The organism is Fructilactobacillus hinvesii, from assembly GCF_024029435.1.
In the GTDB taxonomy this organism is placed as follows: Bacteria; Bacillota; Bacilli; order Lactobacillales; family Lactobacillaceae; genus Fructilactobacillus; species Fructilactobacillus hinvesii.
On the sequence record NZ_CP097118.1, the window covers coordinates 1,168,694 to 1,187,319 of the forward strand.

14 protein-coding genes are annotated in these 18,626 nt (G+C 45.0%); all 14 read right to left on the reverse strand.

The annotated features are described in order from the left end of the window. Positions 1-18 precede the first annotated feature (18 nt). Complete coding sequence (gene alaS / locus M3M39_RS06040; RefSeq protein WP_252796958.1) at positions 19-2,661, reverse strand: alanine--tRNA ligase; 2,643 nt, start codon at positions 2,659-2,661, stop codon at positions 19-21. Positions 2,662-2,916: 255 nt separating this feature from the next. After that, entirely contained in the window at positions 2,917-4,278 is a 1,362-nt protein-coding gene (locus M3M39_RS06045; RefSeq protein ID WP_252796959.1) for a DEAD/DEAH box helicase, read from the reverse strand. Then, positions 4,278-5,237, reverse strand: coding sequence for a DHH family phosphoesterase (locus M3M39_RS06050; RefSeq protein ID WP_252796960.1), 960 nt, complete (start codon positions 5,235-5,237; stop codon positions 4,278-4,280). The genes M3M39_RS06045 and M3M39_RS06050 overlap by 1 nt, the downstream gene beginning before the upstream one ends. A gap of 69 nt (positions 5,238-5,306) precedes the next feature. Beyond that, entirely contained in the window at positions 5,307-6,419 is a 1,113-nt protein-coding gene (gene dinB / locus M3M39_RS06055) for a DNA polymerase IV (protein ID WP_274705442.1), read from the reverse strand. A 72-nt stretch (positions 6,420-6,491) separates the two neighbouring features. Beyond that, positions 6,492-6,857, reverse strand: coding sequence for a preprotein translocase subunit YajC (gene yajC / locus M3M39_RS06060; protein WP_252796961.1), 366 nt, complete (start codon positions 6,855-6,857; stop codon positions 6,492-6,494). Between the two features lie 56 nt (positions 6,858-6,913). Continuing rightward, positions 6,914-7,927 carry a Holliday junction branch migration DNA helicase RuvB gene (gene ruvB / locus M3M39_RS06065; protein ID WP_252796962.1) on the reverse strand — a complete coding sequence of 338 codons (1,014 nt, stop codon included), beginning with the start codon at positions 7,925-7,927 and terminating at the stop codon, positions 6,914-6,916. A gap of 16 nt (positions 7,928-7,943) precedes the next feature. After that, positions 7,944-8,549 (reverse strand): Holliday junction branch migration protein RuvA, encoded by a 606-nt coding sequence (ruvA, locus tag M3M39_RS06070; protein ID WP_252796963.1) that lies wholly within the window; start codon positions 8,547-8,549, stop codon positions 7,944-7,946. Between the two features lie 18 nt (positions 8,550-8,567). After that, the gene (gene mutL, locus M3M39_RS06075) at positions 8,568-10,505 is read right to left on the reverse strand and encodes a DNA mismatch repair endonuclease MutL (protein ID WP_252796964.1); all 1,938 of its coding nucleotides are present in this window, start codon (positions 10,503-10,505) and stop codon (positions 8,568-8,570) included. A gap of 7 nt (positions 10,506-10,512) precedes the next feature. Beyond that, on the reverse strand, positions 10,513-13,155 hold the full coding sequence (mutS, locus tag M3M39_RS06080; RefSeq protein ID WP_252796965.1) for a DNA mismatch repair protein MutS: 2,643 nt from the start codon (positions 13,153-13,155) through the stop codon (positions 10,513-10,515). A gap of 17 nt (positions 13,156-13,172) precedes the next feature. Beyond that, the gene (locus M3M39_RS06085) at positions 13,173-13,982 is read right to left on the reverse strand and encodes a TIGR00282 family metallophosphoesterase (RefSeq protein WP_252796966.1); all 810 of its coding nucleotides are present in this window, start codon (positions 13,980-13,982) and stop codon (positions 13,173-13,175) included. Between the two features lie 87 nt (positions 13,983-14,069). Further along, positions 14,070-15,629: a ribonuclease Y gene (rny, locus tag M3M39_RS06090; protein ID WP_252796967.1), complete on the reverse strand. Its 1,560-nt coding sequence runs from the start codon at positions 15,627-15,629 to the stop codon at positions 14,070-14,072. A gap of 129 nt (positions 15,630-15,758) precedes the next feature. Further along, positions 15,759-17,003 (reverse strand): competence/damage-inducible protein A, encoded by a 1,245-nt coding sequence (locus tag M3M39_RS06095; RefSeq protein ID WP_252796968.1) that lies wholly within the window; start codon positions 17,001-17,003, stop codon positions 15,759-15,761. A gap of 36 nt (positions 17,004-17,039) precedes the next feature. Further along, a complete protein-coding gene (gene pgsA, locus M3M39_RS06100; RefSeq protein ID WP_252796969.1) occupies positions 17,040-17,627 on the reverse strand; it encodes a CDP-diacylglycerol--glycerol-3-phosphate 3-phosphatidyltransferase in 588 nt (195 codons plus the stop codon). Between the two features lie 59 nt (positions 17,628-17,686). Further along, entirely contained in the window at positions 17,687-18,592 is a 906-nt protein-coding gene (locus tag M3M39_RS06105) for a helix-turn-helix domain-containing protein (RefSeq protein ID WP_252796970.1), read from the reverse strand. Between the last annotated feature and the right edge of the window lie 34 nt (positions 18,593-18,626).

An 18,626-nucleotide genomic window follows, 5' to 3' on the forward strand; every position in this document is an offset into this window, starting at 1 on the left:
AACATCCTAACGTTCTAATTACTTAGTTGCCAGCCATTCGGAAGCTGCTTGTAAGGCAGCTGGTAATCCAGCTGGATTTTTCCCACCAGCTTGAGCCAGGTTCGGTCGACCGCCGCCGCCACCTTGAATGTGCTTAGCGATTGCTTTAATTAAATCGCCCGCCTTAATTCCAGCTTTAACGTGCTCTTCGTCAACTGCTACTAATAAATTGGCTTTACCGTCATTAGCAGTTCCTAAAACTAACACATTCGAACGAGCCTCATTCCGCCACGTATCAGCTAGTTCACGCAGTTGATTCATATTTGCATTTTCTAGTTGACCAGTAATTAAGGTTACCCCATTGATCGTTTCTGGATGGTTAAAGAGATCTTGCGCCTCTTGGTTCGCCAATTTAGCTTCCAGGGACTCCTGCGTACTTTCTAATTCCTTAATCTGAGCTTGGAGTTCTTTTACTCGCCCAGGGGCCTGTTCGTTAGTAGGCACTTTAATGGTTTGGGCAATTTCCGTTAACATCTTTTCTTCATCATTTAGGTAGTCAAAGGCGTACTTACCGGTTACAGCTTTAATGCGTCGAATTCCGGCACCAACCCCACTTTCAGAAAGAATTTTAAATAACCCAATCTGACTGGTATTGTTCACGTGGTCACCACCACAAAATTCTACGGAAAAGTCTCCCGCTTTCACGACCCGTACTTGATCACCGTACTTATCGTCAAACAGTGCAATGGCTCCCATTTCTTTTCCTGTTTTTTGATCCGTAACGACCGTTTCTACGGGTAAGGCGGCAAAAATGTGATCATTAACCATTCGTTCTACCTTAGCTAAATCTTCTTTGGTTACCGAACCAAAGTGATTAAAATCAAAGGTTAAATAATCCGGTTTTACCAACGAACCGGCTTGTTCAGTGTGTCCACCAAGAACGTTGCGTAATGATTGATCTAACAAGTGGGTTGCCGTATGGTTCCGTTCCACTCCAGCGTGAGACTGGCGGTTAACTTCCAGCCGGTAATGGCTTCCCTTTTGTAATTTTCCCGTGACTTGAACGGTATGCAGGTTCTGTCCGTTGGGAGCATGTTGAACGTCGGTCACCGTTGCGACTTCTTGGTTAGCTTCATCATAAATCTTCCCGGTATCTGCAACTTGGCCCCCCATTTCAGCATAGAACGGCGTTTGATCAAAAATGACCTCGGCCGTCCCAGTTGTCGCTTGATCAACCAATTGTTCATCTACGATTAAATCTTGCAGTTGAGCGGCTGGAACGGTTAATTGGTCGTAGCCCACGTACTCACTCGGCGTTTTAATTTCCAACAATAAGTCCCGTTGCACCTTCATGGAACCTTTACTTCCCCGAGCTGCTCGTGCTCTAGCTCGTTGTTGTTCCATTTCTTGATCAAATCCGGTTTCGTCCACTTGAATACCACGGTCATTAGCATATTCTTCCGTCAACTCTAACGGGAATCCGTAAGTATCGTATAGTTGAAAGGCGTCTTTTCCAGCAATCTCTTTTTGTCCGGCTTCCTTGGTCTTTGCAATTAAATCATCTAACAGTTTAATCCCATCGTTTAAGGTAGCGTTAAATCGATCTTCTTCACTTTTGACAATCTTTTGAATGTAATCTTTTTGTTCTAAGACGTGCGGATAGTGAGATTGCATGATTTCTCCAACCACGGGCACTAACTTGTATAAAAAGGCTCCGTTAATTCCCAACTGATGGCCGTTAACCGTAGCCCGGCGCAGCAAGCGCCTGATCACGTAGCCCCGTCCTTCGTTAGAAGGTAACGCTCCATCTCCAATGGCAAAGGTAATTGCTCGAATGTGATCGGCAATTACTTTAAAGGAAATGTCATCTTCAGCGTTATTGCCGTAGTGTCGATTGTCACTAAAGGTTTCTGTTTTTTTAATTAATGGTAGAAACAGATCCGTTTCAAAGTTAGTAGGAGCATCTTGAAATACCGAAACAACCCGTTCTAATCCCATTCCCGTATCAATGTTTTTTCGAGGGAGTGGTTCATAAGTTCCCTCAGCCGTGTGATTAAACTGGGAGAAGACAATGTTCCAAACTTCTAGATAGCGTTCGTTTTCCCCCCCAGGATAATTTTCCGGATCATCAGGAGCTAAGTCGTCATACTTTGCTCCCCGATCGTAGAAAATTTCTGAATCAGGTCCAGAAGGTCCCTGACCAATGTCCCAGAAATTATCTTCTGCCGGAACCAAGTGATCGGGAGCAATTCCCACTTTTTCCCACAGTTCCTTTGTTTCCTTGTCCTCTGGATAGTAAGTTACGTACAAGCGGTCTTTGTCCCAGCCAAACCACTTCTCACTGGTTAAGAGTTCAAAGGCCCACGGAATCACTTCTTTTTTAAAGTAATCACCAACCGAGAAATTACCCAGCATTTCAAACAGGGTCTGGTGCCGAGCTGTTCGTCCCACGTTTTCAATGTCGTTCGTCCGGATGCTTTTTTGCGAACTAGTCATCCGCGGATTAGCCGGAGCCACCGAACCATCAAAGTACTTCTTCATGGTAGCCACTCCAGAGTTAATCCACAGCAACGTCGGATCATCCTTTGGAATTAAAGATGCACTGGGCACAATTTCATGGCCCTTTTCATGAAAAAAATCCAGAAACATTTGGCGAATTTGCCCACTATTAAGTTGTTTCATTTTTTCCTCCTTATAGAAAAAACACCGTTGCTACCAGAGACGCCGAAACGCGGTACCACTCTGTTTGCAACGATGTTGTCGTTAACCTCTTTAGCCCCTGATAACGTGGGGAGCGCATTATTGTGATTTTAACCGTGGGAGCCCAACTTTCAAAGATGCTTCGGACGCTTTCAGCGATTCGTCCTCTCTGTAAGAAGCAACGTTCAAACGGATATCCACAGACAAATTATAGTCAGAAAAAAGGTTCCTTGTCAATTATTGATATCGTTGCGAACTGCGCTTTTTCTGCTTCTTTTTAGCGCGAATCTGTTGTCGCAGTTCCACCTTGCGGTTCTGCTGGTCCTTAATTTTAATGGCCCGTTTGATTTTCTTCTTATAGCCGGGTTTAACGTTTTTCTTCTTTTTCTTAATCATTCCTAAAGTGGAACCATCCAAGCGGTCATGATGTCCCCGATATTGCTGTCGACGACGCCGATCATACGTATCAACCACTTCACCGTGCTTGATTTCTTTTGGTTGAAACTGCACTCCCTTTGCCTCTAATTCCGCAATTTTGGCTTCGTCGTCCGGACCATAAAGGGTAATTGCCGTACCAGGCATTCCGTTTCGGCCAGTTCGTCCGACCCGATGCACAAAGTATTCTGAATCAGCCGGTAAATCATCATTAATCACTAACGAAACTCCAGTAATATCAATTCCCCGAGCCGCCAGGTCGGTAGCCACCACGTACTGGAAGTCCAGGTTTTGAATTTGTTTCATTACCCGTTTTCTAACTCGAGGCTGCATCCCGCCATGAAGTTTGGCCACCTTTAATCCTTGTCCTTGCAAGTACTTATCAAGTTCATCAGCTCGTTCTCTAGTATTGGCAAAAACCAGAGCTAAATAGGGATTTCCCATGGTTAACAGTTGGAAAATAAGGCGATTCTTATCCTGTCCTTTAGTTGAAATTAACCAGTTTGAAACATCGGCATTAATTACGTGTTCAGTAGGAATGTCCGTAATGACCGGATTTTTTAGGTACTTTTGCAAGAATGGTTTTAATTTGGGTGGGATGGTAGCTGAGAAAACCATCATCTGCAGGTCTTTTGCCATTCGAGCTGCAATTTGGTCGACTTCTGCTAAAAAGCCCAAATCTAAGGTCATGTCAGCTTCATCAATTACGAGTCGGTGAGCAGCGTTAATCTCTAATTTACCACTCTTAACGATATCTAGAATCCGCCCGGGGGTCCCCACTACCACTTGGGGCTGTTCCCGTTCCAGTTTTTCAAGCTGCCGTTCTTTGTCCGTTCCTCCCACGTAATTTTCCACGTGAATTACATCGGGACTAAACTGGGCTAGTTGTTTAATGTTTTCGTAAATCTGGTATGCCAATTCCCGACTTGGTGTTGTAATCACCACTTGCGGTTGCTGGTTTTTAGGATCCAGTTGATCAAACAATGGTAGTAAGAAGGCGTGAGTCTTCCCACTTCCGGTTGCTGACTTTCCCACGATACTCTTTCCATGTTGAATCGTAGGAATCACCTGCGCCTGAATCGGCGTTGGCCGCCGAAATCCCAAGGCTTGAATGGCTTCCATGATAAATGGTTGAAAATGATAGTCTGTAAATGAGGCACTCATTAAGCGTTCCTTTCTGTGCGATAGGTCGAAGTTACTTGGTCTAATTGTTCTACCACCGCTTTAATTTCAGTTTCATCGACGGCCGTAGCTCCACTAGCTAAGGGATGCCCACCCCCATGGTGCTGTTTGGCCAGTTCATTAATGGATGGACCTTTAGACCGTAATCGAATCCGATAACTACCATCCTTTTGTTGGACAAAAATCGCCCAGGCCACTACTTGGTCAATATTCCCTGGCAACGGCACCACCGCTGAGGTACTATCATCTCCGAGGTCCATTTGGGCAATAATTTCGTTTGTCAGACACACATAAGCTGCCCCTGACTCTGTGATTTGTAAGTTTTGATATACATACGCAGCGAGGTGCGCCAACGGCACGTCAATTTCGTCTTCTTTTTGGGCTACCGCGGTGGTTGAAAAATCACGCTGTGCTAACTGACTAGCCACCCAGAAGGTATGACTCGTCGTTGCTGGATATTTAAAGCGCCCTGTATCACCCACGATGCCGGTATATAGTGCTTCTGCAGCATGATCAGGCAACTTTAAAGCTGGGTTGGCATCATACCAATCATAAATCATTTCGGAAACACTAGAGGCCTCGTCATTGACCCACATTAAATCGCCGAATTGGTCATCGTTTGGATGGTGATCAATTTTAATCAATTTTTTTCCGGTTGCAAACCGTTGGTCATCTACCCGTGGTTGGTTGGCGGTATCCACTACGACTACCAAAGCATCGTGGTAAGTCTCATCACTAATTTCATCGGTGGTTCCAAGGTCCTTAAAACCCGCATACTGCTTTCCAACGCAGTAAACTTGCTTGTCGGGGAAACTAGCTTTGATAATTGCGGCCAGTCCCATTTGAGACCCAATTGCATCCGGATCAGGCCGTTGATGGCGGTGAATAATAATCGGATTAGCAGCTACAATTTGTTGATAAATTTCTGTTTGAATGCTCATGTTGCAAAACTCCTGACGTGAAAGGTTTTAACAGTTAAGTATAACCTTTCTGGTCTCGTTCGCAAACCCCTATCTAATTTTCAGGGGCAAATTAATCGTTTGAAAGTTCAACTCAAATAGGTTGGTTATTGTAATTCCGACCAACCGAATTCCAGAACTGGCGGGTGGTAGTTCGTCAAAAATTGCTAGGGCACGTTCGGCAACCGTTGCTGCATCTAGTGGGATAAAATCTGGCTCCGTCCTGCGCTTGGTAATGGTTGTAAAATCAGCATAGCGAATTTTGAGTACAATTGTCTTGCCGTGTTTTTGATGTTCCTGTAATGCCGTCACCACTAGCTCGGCCAGTTTCTGTAGCTGGGCCTGTACTTCCGCCCGTTCATGAAGTAACGGATTATAGGTTCGTTCTTTGCCAATTGACTTTCGTTCTCGTTGGTACTCGACCGGACGTTCGTCAATGCCACGAACCCGGCGGTATAAAAAATAACCAAACTTACCAAATTCTTTCATTAATGCTAATTCAGAAAACCGGTATAAATCCGCCCCGGTTTTTATTCCTAACGCTTCCATCTTTGGTAACGTCTTTTTCCCCACGCCTCGGTACTTCGCGATTGGTAAGGCCATTAAAAAATCATGGGCATCTTCAGCATTAATGACCGTCACGCCTGCTGGTTTACGGTAATCAGATGCTTCCTTAGCCAAAAATTTACTGTAGGAAAGTCCCGTTGAACAAGTAAGCCGCGTTTTTTCCCAAATCTCACTTTGTAACCAGTGAGCTAATAACACCGGATCATCAAGGTGCTGTTTGTTCGTGGTAACATCCAAATATGCTTCATCCAGGGCCACCGTCTCGATTTTGTCCGTATACTCATGAAAAATCGTATGAATCTGATCAGAAACCATCCGAAACAACGGGAAATCTGGAGCTTTAAACACCGCATCTGGGCAACGTTCCAAAGCCTGACTAGCTGGCATTGCTGAATGAATACCAAACTGGCGGGCCCGATAGTTAGCGGTTGTTACCACTCCATGGCCACCGGTTTGGCGTGGATCACGTGCAATGACCAGGGGAACCTGTACTAATTCCGGATGTTCTCGCTCTTCAATGGAAGCAAAAAAAGCATCCATATCAACGTGAAGAATGCGACGATGAACTAAGTGGCGTAGTTCTGCTTGCTCATCCACCAGAATCCCCTCCCTCGTTCGAACGTACGTTCTTTTTAACCCAGAAAAAAAGTCTGTTTCCAGACTAATTTTTTATTTCTCTGCTTGATCATCACTAGCCTGCTCAGTTTGTTCAGTTGGCTGAGCGTCAGTTTGAGCTGGTTCTGCCTTAGTGGCTGGTTGTGCAGTAGCAGCTGGTGCTTTTTCCACGTTAGCAATCGCATTTAAATCAAAATCCAGGTATACTCCGTCACAATCAATTGTAACTAAGCCCTTTTCCCGATCAATGTTGTCAATCACACCATGAAGGCGTCCAATGGTAACCACGCGGTCACCCTTTTTGAGGGTTTTTAACGTTTCTTGGTGTTTTTGTTGCTGTTGCTTTTGTGGTCTAATCATAAAGAAGTACATCAACGCAAATAACACGATGATGACAATGATTCCAGCATATTGTCCCATTCTTATCACCTCAATTTCATTCTTACTCTAATTCTAGCAAAAAAAAGTCGTCCCGACTAGGGTTTGGTTTCATCATGAGGATTAGGTTTGCCCAGATGCTCGTATGCAGCTGGAGTCGCCATCCGTCCCCGAGCAGTTCGTTTTAAGTAACCACTTTGGAGTAGATATGGCTCACACATTTCCGCAATGGTTTCCGTTTCTTCCCCTACGTTGGCGGCAAGGGTGTTCAAGCCAACGGGACCCCCATTGTAATAATCAATCATGGTTGCTAGCAGCTTTCGATCGGTCCGATCCAGTCCTTCACTGTCAACGCCCAGTGCGGTTAAAGCCTGATCAACACTGGCAACGTCAATCTCATCTTTCCCAAGTACTTGTGCAAAATCACGAACCCGCTTCAATAATCGGTTAGCGATTCTGGGAGTGCCCCGAGAACGCAGGGCAATTTCATGGGCCCCAGCCGTTTGAATTTTGGTCTGAAAAATTTGTGCCGACCGCTGCACGATTTCTTCTAATTCATCCGTTTGGTAGTAATTCATGTGTTCGACGATTCCAAAGCGATTCCGAAAGGGCGCGTCTAACAAGCCGGCTCGGGTCGTGGCTCCAATCAACGTAAAGGGTGGCAAGGCAAAGTGCACCGGGTGAGCCGTTGGTCCTTGACCCACCACGATATCAATGTAAAAGTCTTCCATAGCTGAATACAGCATCTCTTCCACTGCTTTTGGTAACCGATGAATTTCATCAATGAATAAAATGTCACCAGGTTCTAATTCATTTAGCAACGCGGCTAAATCCCCGCTCTTTTCAATTGCCGGACCACTGGTGGTTTTAATGTGAACCCCCATTTCATTGGCAATCACGGTTGCCATAGTCGTTTTCCCTAATCCCGGCGGTCCAAACAGCAAAACATGGTCGAGTGATTCTTCTCGTTGCTTAGCCGCTTTAATGTACACCTGGAGCGATTGTTTAATTGCTGGTTGCCCAATGTACTGAGCAAAAGTCTGGGGACGTAGTGTTTGTTCAAAGGACCGGTCTTCGTCATCAGCATCTTGGGTAATAATCCGTTTGTCCACGTTAACCCCCCCTTGGTTACTTCGTTAGTAATTTTAATCCACGGCTCAAATATTGATCGGTGGTTAAGCCCTCATCAACTTGTGCTAACTGCTGGCCAATTTTATCGACCTCTTTTTCCTTAAATCCCAGTGCTTGTAGCGCACTCAATGCATCCGCAAGCTGGACATTGGATTGAACGTGATCATCTGACTGGCTCGAAACAGTAACAGGCGCAAGCGGTTGCTTTTGCAGTTTATCTTGCAAATCCAAAATAATCTGACGAGCGGTTTTCTTGCCAATCCCCGGAAATTTAGTTAAAAATTGGACATCTTCCGTCTGAATGGCCGTAATCAAACCCTGGTTATCGTTTCCGGCCATGATGGCCAGTGCGCTTTTAGCTCCAATTCCAGACACATTGAGCAGTTGTTCAAATAATTGCTTATCTTCCGCAGTTAAAAAACCATAGAGCGTTTGACTGGAATCCGTGACGTTTTGATGAACGTAAATTTTTTGCGGCGTTGGTTCCGCTTGCTCAAAATGATAGGGATTTGCAACGTACACTAAATAACCAACACCATTAACATCCACCACAATTGCTTGTGGCGTAACACTCGTTACAATTCCATTTAAATACTCAAACACAGTAGTTCCTCATTTCCATTAGAATTCCCAACGTTCTGCTTCATGTGGATCCTGAATTCGTTTAAACATCGACTCTAAATCGGTGGGTGAAAAGTTGACTAATACTGGCCGTCCATGCGGACAGTTGAAGGGATTTTCACACTTTTGCAACTGATCTAACAATGCCTGAGCCTGTTTGTGATCTAAATGATGGTTTGCTTTAATGGCCTGCTTACAACTCATCATAATCGCTGCTTGTTCACGGTAAGCAGTTACTGATAATTTTCGGTGTTGAATCCCCCAGTCAATTAATTCTCGTAGCGTAGCCTCCTCTGTTCCGGGCTGGAACCAGGCTGGATGCTGCCGCACAATAAAACTATTCGATCCAAAGGGCTCCAAGTCAACTCCAATTGCAGCAAAATCAGCTAAATGCTGCTTAATTACTAACGCATCACTAGCAGGATAATCTAATACTAACGGGACCAGCATTTTTTGTTGGTCGTTGCTAACTTCGCCCACCGCCATCCGTAACTGCTCGTAATTAATTCGCTCCTGAGCAGCATGTTGATCTACAATGTAGAGTCCTAACTCACTTTCTGCCACCAAATACGTTCCGTGCACCTGCCCGACAAAGCGTAGTTCAGGAAACCGTGGTGTGGGTTTTGTTGCCGTTACCGCCGCTGAATTCTCTACCGGCCTAGTCTTTGTTTCAAGTTGTAGCGGATCATCTGGCAACCGTTCTTGCTGATAACGACGTTGAAACGCTTGTACCATTGGTTGTTGCAAATCTGCTTTCGTTTTGACTAGGATTGGATCCCGCTGCTCATTAGTAGATTCAAACAGTTGCTCTGAAGCTGATTGATCATCAGTCGGCGTTGTTTTGGTAACTTCTAGTTGCTCATCGTTTTGCAAGTTTAAGGCCACCTCAACTGAATTATGCCGGGCTACTCCAGTTTTAAAGTGCTGATTATCCAGCGCTTCTGGAATTAAATTTTGTTGTGCCAGCGTTTGATAAATCGTTTGTTCGATGAACTGACTTAATTCATCACGGTTTAACAACCGGACGGATTGCTTGGTCGGATGCACGTTGACATCCATTTGACTCGGATCCATTGTAATCCGAATTACGCTTACCGGGTAGCGTCCGACCATTAACTTCGAACCGTATCCAGAAATGATAGCACGGTTTAGTTCTGTATCCTGCACAAACCGACCGTTTACAATCACAGAGAGGTATTTCCGACTCGCCCGGGTTAATTCTGGCAGACTAGTATAGCCCTCTAATTGAAACTGATCGGTCTGCGCTGTAATCGGAATCATCTTCTTCATGCTCTGATTATTATAAATTCCTGCAATCACCTGCTGCAAATTATCACGTCCAGACGTTCGCAATAGCTCTTTGCCATCGTGCGTCAAACTAAAAGCAATTTCTGGATGGCTTAACGCCAGGTGGTTCACCATTTCAGTAATCTTACTTAACTCGGTACTACTTGATTTCAGATAGTCCCGCCGCTTAGGGGTATTAAAAAAGAGGTCAGTGACTTCAATCGTGGTTCCACGCCGAATCGCAGCTGGCAGTTGAGCCTGTACTTTTCCACCCTTCATCTGCATTTCGGTTCCCGGATGAACCCCGTCGGAGGTTTTCATCACCACTTGAGCCACCGAGGCAATGCTCGGTAGCGCTTCGCCCCGAAACCCAAGGGACTTTACCCGAAATAGATCCGCCTGATCCTTAATTTTACTGGTCGCAAACCGCTGAAATGCCAACTGAACTTGATCGGGAGCAATTCCATCTCCGTTATCAGTCACACGCACGCGGTCTAATCCCCCGCGTTGTACGCCAATGTCAATTCGAGTACTGTGGGCGTCGATTGCATTTTCTACCAATTCCTTGACGACTGATGCTGGTCGTTCAATTACCTCACCAGCCGCAATCTGATCGGCTAAAATGGTTGGTAATTCGTGAATGGTTGCCACGCTTTGGTCATTCCTTTCTTAATTTTTGTTGCCACTGGTAAACAAGGTTCATTAGCTCTAGCGGTGTTTTCCCCATTAAATCAGTCTGCTTGATTTCTTTAACCAGTTGTTGTTCGGTTGCGTTTAGTTTACTGGTTCGTGCTGGTTTCTGCGGCGATAATGGAGCCAATAGTTCCAACTGCTCTTCTGTGGCAGCGGACTCTGCTGCAGGAGTTTGTTCTTCTGATTGAACGGACCCCGTTTGGTGAACCTGGTTAGTTAACTGCTGGCTGTTTTCGGCCTCTAGGTGGTCTAACACCGTTTGGGCTCGATCCAGTAAGCTATCTGGTAATCCAGCTAGTTTGGCCACGTTAATTCCATAGGACTTGTCTGCTGGACCAGGCATAATCTTATGCAAAAAGACCAATTGCCCGTCCTTTTCCATGGCTCCTACGTGAATATTTTGGAGGTGTTTTAATTGTTGGTCTAGATCAGTTAACTCATGATAGTGGGTGGAAAAGAGGGTTTTTGCATGAATCCGATTATGAATATATTCGATAATTGCCTGCGCGAGGGCCACTCCATCATAAGTAGAAGTCCCCCGCCCTAATTCATCCAAGAGAATCAAACTGTTCTCAGTTGCCAACTGCAAGGCTTGGTTGGCTTCCTTCATTTCCACCATGAAGGTACTTTTTCCGGAAATCAAATCATCAGCCGCCCCAATCCGAGTAAAGATTTGATCAAAGATTGGTAGCTCTGCTGCTTCCGCTGGGACAAAACATCCCATCTGGGCCAAAATCACAATCAGCGCTAACTGACGCATGTAGGTACTCTTTCCTGACATGTTGGGTCCCGTAATCAAAAGCACCTGGGTCTCTGGATCCATTTCAATACTGTTAGGAACGTACTCCTGCGCCCCCAAAACCGTCTCAACTACCGGATGTCGGCCGTTTTTAATCTGCAGTCGCTGTTCCTGGTTAAAGGTCGGCTTCACAAACTGGTGTCGTTCACTCACGTTGGCAAAACTTTGTAAGACATCCAGGCTAGCAATGCCACTAGCCAACTGTTGAACCCGCGGGATTTCTTGCTTAATTTGATCCCGGACCTGGGTAAACAGTTCGTATTCCAGGCTTTGGGACTTCTCCTGGGCCTCCATGATGATTCGTTCTTTTTCTTGGAGTTCAGGGGTCGTAAACCGTTCGGCATTGGTTAGAGTTTGCACCCGCTCGTACCGATCCTCAGGCAACTTATTCAGATTAACCTTGGAAACCTCGATAAAGTAGCCAAACACCCGGTTATACTTAATCTTTAAGTTATTGATCCCCGTGGCGTCCCGTTCTTGAGCCTCAAGGTCCGCTAACCACTTTTTACCATTTTGCATCGCATCGCGATACTGATCCAATTTTTCATTATATCCTGATTTGATGACACCCCCCTCGGTCACAGAAATCGGGGGTTCAGGTACAATTGCCGTTTCAATTAGTTCTTGGACATCGTGAAGATCATCAAGACGTTGGTACAGCTCGTTAAAGTCTGGGGTCTCTAATTCATCTAACACATGTTTTACCTTTGGAATTTGTGCTAAAGATGCCGCTAACTGCATTAAATCACGGCCGTTAACCCCGCCAAACGCAATTCGACCCGCTAATCGTTCCAAATCATAAACCTGTACGAGTGCTTCTCTAAGTTCATTACGTTCGTAGTAGTGGTCTAACAACGTTTCCACCAAGCGTTGCCGGGTTTCAATCTGCTCCTGTTGTAACAGCGGCCGATCCAACCATTGTTTGAGTTTCCGACCACCCATGGCCGTTTTAGTTTCATCTAACACACCTAACAGAGTCCCAGCTTTTTTGCCGGTACGAATGTTTTTGGTTAGTTCGAGGTTGTACTGAGAATTGTGATCTAACCTTAAAAAGGAGTTCGGTTGATACTGCACGGCTGGTTGAATGTGTGCCAAACTCCGCTTCTGGGTCTCCGTCACGTAATTTAGTAACAACTCTCCTGCCCGTTGTAATAGGGGACTTCTTAGGTTTGCCAATAACCGTTCGTTAGCAACCGGCGTCGCTTTTGCATGCGAAACTAAAATTCCCAGTTTAGCAAGTTGTTCCGTCACCTCAGAAAGATCATCAGCAGCAACCACCACCTCTTTGGAATTGAGGTTCATGACTTCGTTTAAAACTGCCGTAGTACTATCCAATAAGCACGCCTTGAGTTCCCCGGTTGAAAGCTCAATGTAGGCCAACCCCAATTGGCTCTTAGCGTCATCTTGCACAATTCCAGTTAGATAATTATTCACCTTTGCGGTGTCCGCGTGGTTATCAGTCTGCGTTCCAGGAGTCACTAGTTGTACTACTTCTCGCTTGACCATTCCCTTAGCGAGTTTGGGATCTTCGACCTGTTCACAAATAGCCACTTTATAGCCTTGATCCACCAAAGTATCAATGTAATTTTGGGCCGAATGATGAGGAACCCCACACATTGGAATCGGATACTCCGCGTTGTGATTCCGAGCTGTCAGCGTTAGTTCCAACAATTGAGCACCCTTCACAGCATCATCATTAAAAAGCTCGTAAAAATCTCCGATCCGGTAAAACAGAAAAGCATCTGGATATTGATCCTTGATTTTTTGATACTGTTCCATCATCGCAGTCGTTTTTGCTGTCTTTGCCATGTTTTCACTCTTTCGTTTTAAACATTTTGGTACGGATGATCCTGATCAATTAAAATGGTGCGCACTTTTTTGGCCCGGCCGGTATGTGCATCAACGTTCACCACACACCCAGAAAGAATCCCGGCTCCTGTAGTTTGCACCGCAAATCGATTGGGACGTGCCGTCAAAAATTTTTGAATGACCGGTTGGTACTCCATCCCAATCACACCGGTTGCCGGTCCAGTCATCCCTGCATCCGTCAGGAATCCGGTTCCATGTGCCAGAACCTGGGGATCATTAGTTTGCACATGGGTATGCGTTCCCACCACTGCAGAAACCCGACCGTCTAAAAAGAGTCCGAGGGCCTTTTTTTCACTAGTGGTTTCGGCATGAAAATCAACAAAGATTACGTTCACATTTGCCGCCTGCAACTCGGTCACCAGCTGATCAATTGCAGCAAATGGATCATCGGTTGCTTCCATAAACACCCGTCCCTGTAAATTAATCACTGCCACCTGCGTTCCATTCACGTTCAATTGGGTCCACCCGTGACCAGGGACGTCTTGTCCTGGATAATTGAGCGGACGGAGTAAGTTTGGAGTTTGGTCAATAAAGGAAAAAATCTCCTGATTATTCCAAGCATGATTACCCAGCGTAACAACATCTGCCCCAGCCTTCATTAGGTCTTTAAATAATTTTTGGGTGATTCCTCGCCCACTTTTAGTCGTATTTTCCCCATTAACAATCGTTACCTGGGGCTTAAATTCTTTTTTTAACGCTGGGAGATATCGTGCTACCAATTGCATTCCCATTTCACCAACCACGTCACCTAAAAATAAAAACTGCATGCCTGTCCGCCCATCTTAATTTATTGTGATACCTTTATTTTACCATGGAAATTTAGAAATAAAAAAGGACTGGTCTCTACCAGTCCTTTACTGTGCATATTCAACGGAACGAACCTCGCGAATCACTTTCACTTCAACGTGACCCGGATGATTCATTTCGTTTTCGATTTGATCTTTAATCTCTCGAGCTAACACAATTGCTTGTGAATCAGAGATTTTTTCTGGTTTAGCAATTACCCGGATTTCACGGCCGGCCTTTACGGCATAACTCTTTTCGACCTCATCAAAACCATTGGTAATCCCTTCTAGTTTTTCGAGCCGGTGCACAAAGCTTTCTAACGAATCGCTCTTAGCTCCCGGTCTAGTAATCGAAATGCGATTAGCAACATCCACTAATTCAGACACTAACGTGTGGGGCTCATTGAGATTATCTTCGAGCCGGATTGCATCGATGACCACCGGATCTTCACCATATTTCTTAGCGATATCAACTCCGGCTTCTACGTACGATTCATCTGTACCACTGGCTGCCGCTCTTCCAATTTCGTGTAATAATCCAGCGCGCTTTGCTAAAGTTACATCTTCACCTAACTCCGCTGCAAAAACTCCAGCTAACTTAGCAACTTGAATGGAGCGGGACAACACGTTTTGTCCGTATGAAATTTTATATTTCAGTTGACCCACTAACTTGACTAGTTCATGATTCATGGAATGAATCCCTAAATCAAAGATAACGTTTTCGCCCTCTTCTTGAATCTGTTGTTCGAGCTCTTGCTTACTCTTCTCGACCATTTCTTCAATCCGGGCTGGATGAATTCGTCCATCCTTAATCAATTTTTCAAGTGCTAACTTGGCAACTTCCCGTCTGATTGGATTAAATCCACTCAAAACAACCGCGTTCGGGGTATCATCAATGATTAAATCAATCCCGGTCACGGTTTCAAAGGTGCGAATGTTGCGTCCTTCCCGACCAATGATTCTTCCTTTCATATCATCGTTTGGAAGCGACACAACTGAAACTGTGGTTTCTGAAACAATGTCTGCCGAACTTTGTTGCAGTGCCTCTACAATTAGGTTCTTCGCGTCTTCTGCAGCGGTCTGTTTAGCGGATTCATAATTTTGTTTAATCATCCGCGCCCGAACATCTGCCAAAGACCGTTTCGTCTCATCAATCACTAAGTCCCGTGCTTCTGCCTCAGTCAGAGAAGCAACCCTAGTAACCTCGGCTTGCCGTTTTGCGATAAGTGCTTCTGCATCTTGTTGCTTTTTTTCAAGTGCTTTTTTCTCATTACTAATTTGTTCTTCTAACCGGTTCAGATTATCATCCCGCTTTTCAAAGGCCTGATCCTTACGATCCAAAGCCTCTTCGCGCTTCAATAAATAATCTTCTTGGCGTTGAATGTCATCACGCCGCTTTTTCAGGCCCTTTTCGACCTTGTTCCGGTAAGCATTTCCGTCTTTTTTAGCCTTGGCAGTCGCATCCTTAAGCTGCTGCTCAGCCTGACGTTGTGCATCGGCTAGAATATCATTAGCATTTTGGTGAGCGGCAGTAAGCTTCGCTTCTACCGTTCGTTTATGAGTCAATTGCCCAATAAAAAAACCAACAATCATAGCGATAGCGGCGCATCCAACAATAGCAATTACCATCATTTTTCCCCCGTATCACTTGAATTTTCCACTGGCTACGCTAATTGCGTTTACCACTTATCCAGTTTAATGTTAAAAAAATTAACTGTCAACTAAGAGCAGATCTCAACTTAACTCCGCTCTTACTCCTTATTGACCTTGCAATTGATCATAAATCAGCTTGAGTCCCGTTTTAACGGCATAATCCCGGACCGCATTTCTAGTCCCAGCAAATTGAACTTTTTTAGTAATCGCTTGCCCATCGGGAAGAGCCAAACCCACCCAGAAGAAACCAGCCGGATGTCCTTCTAATGAGTCAGGCCCAGCCACGCCGGTAAACGAAATCGCTAAATCGGTTTGCAACCGCCGTTTCGCTCCCCGAGCCATTGCGATTGCTGTTTCTGCAGAAACCACCCCATGTTTAGAAATGGTTTCCTTGGCAACTCCCACTAACTGTTCCTTGGTGGTAGCAGAATAAGTTACAAACCCACCCGCAAAAATCTGAGAAGCCCCGTCTACGTTTGCAATCGTACTTTGAAATAATCCACTCGTTAATGATTCGGCTGCAGTAATCGTTAACTGCCGCTTTTTTAAGAGTGCAACAACCACTTGTTCTAATGAGTTATCATCGCCATTGCCGTAAAAATAACTTCCTGCTAGATGGTTAACCTTCCGTGCGGTTTCAGCCAACGTTTGTTCCACGCCCTGCTCATCGGTTCCACTGGCTGTGATCCGTAGCGTCACCTCATTTTGCTTCGCATACGTCGCTAACGTCGGATTCTGTTGCCCAGAAATTAACGAATGCAACCGATCCTCTAACGCCGGCTCCCCAATTCCAAAGAAGCGCATCACTCGGGATCGAATAATTTGCTGCCGATGATTCAGTTGAGCTAACCGTGGTTCAGCCTCCTTTTCAAACATTGGTTGTAATTCTGCCGGTGGTCCTGGTAATACCAAGTAGGTACACTGGTCGGTTGCAAGTAACATCCCCACGGCGAACCCAACCTCGTTTGGTAGAACCGTTGCCCCCGAAATTATTTCTCCCATTAAATCTGCGTGTTGGGGCTTTGGGCGATCGGTTTGCGCATAAAAAGCGTTAATCTTTGCCATCGATTTTGGTTCTGGAACCAACGACCGTCCCACAACCTGCGCTAAAATGGTTTTCGTTAAATCATCTTCAGTCGGTCCTAACCCGCCAGTCAGCACCACTAAGTCACTACGCTGAGCAGCAGTTTGAATGGCATTCGCCAAGCGTTTTGGATTATCTCCAACCGTTTCTTCAAAATAAACATCAATCCCCAAGTTGGCTAGGTGTTGCGCGATAAAAGGTGAACTGGTGTCCACGATTTCTCCCAGTAATAACTCGGTTCCGACACTAATGATTTCTGCTTTCATTTAAATCCTTCTCTAATTACATTGATTCTTGGACATTTAAAAGGAATCGGCAAAGACCTGCCGATTCTTCACGAAGTATTCAATTCCAGAGTAGACAGCAGCAATTAAGGCCACATACAAGCAAAATTGTCCCACTGGAAGATTCAAGTTGTTAAAGAAAACGTTATTTAACAGTAAAATAATCACACTAATCATTTCAAAGAAGGTTTTCACCTTTCCTGACCAATCAGCAGCAACCACCTGACCATCGTTTTGAACAATGATCAACCGTAATCCGGTCACGGCTAGCTCTCGGCAAACAATCACTGCGGCAATCCAAGCTGCCACGTTATTATCCCCAACCCCCACCAACATGATGAAGGCGGACATTACAATCATTTTATCGGCTAATGGATCGGCAAACTTCCCGAAGTTCGTAACTAGGTGATCACGCCGGGCAATTTGTCCATCCAAAAAATCAGTCAAAGCGGCCACAATGAACACGAGCGCAGCAATTAGTTGGTTCACCGGAATCATCGTACCAGCAACCACGACTCCCCCCATGCTAACTGGCAAAGCTAATAACAATAAGAAAATCGGAATCAAGATAATCCGAAACATGGTTAATTTATTTGGCAAATTCATGAAAAATCCTCCTCAAAGCAAAATAACGCCCTGTTGTTACACAGGCCGCCATTTTGCTGCTATTCTTCAAATTTAAGGTTCATATCTCGTTGGTTAGCATCTTGACCAGCGGCTGGTTGGGGCAGCATCACCTGTTGGTCGTTTAACTTCACGCTTGAAATGGGGGCATTTACCATGTGAATGTTAACTTCCTTGGTATTTTTAGGAATCTCCACCTGGTGGCCTTCATTTTGGTTTACCGCTCCATTAAAGACTTCTTTTCCGTCTAGCTTAACCGTCATCGTAGTTGCTTGACTTGCACCTAGGTCTAACTTAGAAGTTGCATTTCCGGTTTTAACGGTAAAGTCGCTGGTGCTATTAGCAACCTGCTTAATCTCCGTTTGGCCTTCTTTTAGGTTATTTTTGTTAGCCTGGTTCGTTTTCTTGGTCTTTTTCTTTTTAGCATCATCATTAGTGACTGTCACTTTGGCATTTTTGGGGGCCGTGGTACTACTATCTTGCTTCGTTTTTGCAACTGCAAACAGCACAATCCCAATAATGACAATCACAACAACTACTAAACCGACCAGTGGAATTAACTTTTGTTTGTCAAGCTGCTTCTTACTTTGAGACAGGGTTGGATTGTTTGCATGACTGGTAGTCCGATTATCATCCTCAGCTGGTTGGGTGTTCTGTAATGAATCTGCTTCTGGATCAACCGTTGGAGTCGTTAAGTGGGAATCAGTTAAAAATTGTTCTCCATTTAACCCGACGGCATTCGCGTATTGTTTTACAAACGCCCGAACGTAAAATTGACCTGGCAGAGCCGCAAAATCACCATTTTCAATCGCCGTTAAATAGCGTTTTTGAATTTTGGTCTGTTTTTGCAGTTCATCAAGGGAAAGACCGGCTTGCTCCCGGGCCGTCTTTAACTGAGCTCCAATTCCGGCATCCGTCGTTTGCTTATTCTCGTTTGCTTCGCTCATTTTTTCAACTCCAATTCTTAATTTACTGTCAGTA